Source organism: Protofrankia sp. Cr1, assembly GCF_963555865.1.
GTDB lineage: Bacteria > Actinomycetota > Actinomycetes > Frankiales > Frankiaceae > Protofrankia.
In genome coordinates, this window is sequence record NZ_CAUVXO010000035.1 from 24,005 (window position 1) to 26,167 (window position 2,163).

The following is a 2,163-nucleotide window of genomic DNA, read 5'->3' on the forward strand; positions in this document are numbered from 1 at the left end:
TGTGTCCTCATCTCGACAAAATGCCATCGGCTGCCGCCGGGGTATGGCATCGTCTTGACTTTCGGCCACTTGGCGTGCGATCCTGAGTTCATTGTCTGGCGCGTCGTGTGATCTGTTCCGGTTCCATCGACCAGGTCGCAGCGCGCCCCGCACCCGCTCGGTCACTCATCGTGGAGGACCACCATCATGGCGAAGGCCCTTTTCGGCCACGTCGGCTCTGGCAACGATATTCGTTTGTCGTATGAGGTACGCCGACTTCGTGCACGTGTAGCAGAACTGGAAGATGAGCTCGCGCGTTCCCGTGCTCTTAACGATGCACTTGAAGGCGTTGATGTCTCTGACGAACTTCGCGCGCTTGAAGCAGAGCCCGCGCTGACCTGATCCTCCCGAATCCGTAGCGGGAGTTAAGGGACGTTTCTCCTTGTGGGGAACGTCCCTTCGTGCTGCCAGGGCCCCATTCGCCGAATCAGGCGCCTGGCGGGCGGTATCGTTGGTGTCTGATCGTCCGTCGGTGCCAGCGGCCCGCGTCCACTCCGACAGCTCCGGAGACAGGTGCATCTCAAGAGCCTCACCCTGCGGGGTTTCAAGTCGTTCGCGAGTTCGACGACCCTGCACCTCGAACCCGGCATCACCTGCGTTGTGGGGCCGAACGGCTCCGGTAAGAGCAACGTCGTCGACGCGATGGCATGGGTACTCGGCGAGCAGGGTGCGAAGGCACTGCGTGGCGGGACGATGTCGGACGTCATCTTCGCCGGCACACCGTCGCGCCCACCACTGGGCCGTGCCGAGGTTCTGCTCACCATCGACAACACCGACGGCGCCCTGCCCATCGACTACAGCGAGGTGACGGTCGGTCGCCTGATGTTCCGTAGTGGTGAGAGCGAATACACGATCAACGGGAGCACGTGTCGGCTGCTGGACATCCAGGAGCTCATGAGCGACTCCGGAATCGGCCGTGAGCTGCACGTCATCGTCGGTCAGGGCCAGCTGGACGCGGTATTGCACGCCCGTCCGGAGGACCGGCGCGCCTTTGTGGAGGAAGCTGCCGGTGTCCTCAAGCACCGCAAGCGCAAGGAAAAAGCCCTGCGCAAGCTGGAGGCGATGGCCGCCAATCTCACTCGCCTGACCGACCTGTCCGCCGAACTGCGGCGCCAGCTGGGTCCGCTGGGCCGGCAGGCGGAAATCGCCCGCAAGGCCGGCGTCATCCAGGCGGCGGTGCGTGACTCGCGGCTGCGCCTGTTGGCCGACGACATCGTCACGGCGCGTGGTGACATCGCGTCCGACATCAGGGACGAAGAAGCGCTGCGGAGCCGTCTCGCCACGGCCGGGCGTGCCCATACCGACGGTCAGCAGCGTGAGCAGGTCCTGGAGGCCGAGCTTGCCGCGGTGACCCCCCAGGCCGTCGCCGCAGGCGAGGTGTGGCATGCCCTGGCCTCCCTGCGGGAACGCATCCGGGGCACCCGGTCACTTGCCGCCGAACGGGTCCGGCTGCTGCGCTCCGGCGCGGAGGAACCTCGCGGTGGGCGAGACCCCGAACAGCTGGAACAGGAGGCGGCGGCCGTCCGGGAGCAGGAGAATGCTCTCGGTGTGCGGTTGGATGCCGATCGCGACAGTCTCGCTGAGGTCGTCGCCCGCCGGTCCGAGCTTGAAGCCGCGCTGGCCGGTGAGGAAAAGGCGCTCATCGCTGCCGCGCGAGAGGCGTCGAGCCGGCGGGAGAACCTGGCCCGGCTGGCCGGACGGGTGGAGGCCGCGCGGTCCCGTGCCAGCAGCGCCGAAACTGAGATCGTCCGGATGTCCGAGGCGGTGGACGCCGCTCGATACCGCGGCGGCGAAACGAGCGAGCAGCGCGTCACTGTGAGCTCGGAGCTCGCGCGGATCCAGACGACCCGCTCCGAGCTGGCGTCGAGGCACGCCGAGGCCGTGGCGGTCCATGCCGAGGCCACAACGCGGTTGGAGAGTCTGCGTTCGCAGGAGCGTTCCGCGGAACGCGATCGGGCCTCCTGGCAGGCCCGGCGGGAGGCTCTCACCCTGTCGCTGACGCCGAAGGACGGCGCTGCCGCGCTGCTGGACGCCGCTGCCGCCCAGCCGGACGGACCCACGGGACCCACCGGTGTCCTGGGCCGCCTTGCGGCTGTGCTGACGGTCGAGCCGGGGGCCGAGGCC

At 67.8% G+C, this 2,163-nt stretch carries 2 protein-coding genes; both read left to right on the forward strand.

The annotated features are described in order from the left end of the window. Nucleotides 1–186: 186 nt before the first annotated feature. Entirely contained in the window at nt 187–381 is a 195-nt protein-coding gene (locus U9980_RS05705) for a hypothetical protein (RefSeq protein WP_322748316.1), read from the forward strand. Between the two features lie 171 nt (nt 382–552). Next, nucleotides 553–2,163: chromosome segregation SMC family protein (locus U9980_RS05710; protein WP_322766982.1), on the forward strand; the 1,611-nt coding region annotated here is incomplete at its 3' end.